The 477-nt window shown below is 71.1% G+C and carries 1 protein-coding gene; it reads left to right on the top strand.

The window, feature by feature from the left end:
• On the top strand, window positions 1-388 hold a 388-nt coding region (locus KBX53_RS35595), incomplete at its 5' end, for a TCP-1/cpn60 chaperonin family protein (protein WP_305798025.1).
• Between the last annotated feature and the right edge of the window lie 89 nt (window positions 389-477).

The following is a 477-nucleotide window of genomic DNA, read 5'->3' as shown; positions in this document are numbered from 1 at the left end:
GCAGATCCTCTCGGTGCTCGACGACGACCTGGGCTTCACCGGTGACGAGAAGGTCGGCGTCTCGGTCGTGCGCAAGGCGCTCGTCGAGCCGCTGCGCTGGATCGCCCAGAACGCCGGTCACGACGGCTACGTCGTGACGCAGAAGGTCGCCGACCTCAGCTGGGGCAACGGCCTCGACGCCGCCAAGGGCGAGTACGTCGACCTGGTCAAGGCCGGCATCATCGACCCGGTGAAGGTGACCCGCAACGCGGTCACCAACGCCGCCTCGATCGCCGGTCTGCTGCTCACCACGGAGAGCCTCGTGGTGGAGAAGCCGGAGCAGGCCGAACCGGCCGCCGCCGGCGGGCACGGCCACGGTCACGGCCACCAGCACGGCCCGGGCTTCTGATCCGGTAGCGACACCCGTTCCGGGGCGCACCGCCGTACTGCGGTGCGCCCCGGCCCGTATCCCTCGGCTGGGCGGGGATTTCCGAACGC

The organism is Micromonospora sp. M51, from assembly GCF_018070305.1.
Taxonomy (GTDB): Bacteria; Actinomycetota; Actinomycetes; order Mycobacteriales; family Micromonosporaceae; genus Micromonospora; species Micromonospora parva.
Note: the sequence above shows the minus strand (reverse complement) of the source record. Positions and strands in the feature narration are given on the sequence as shown.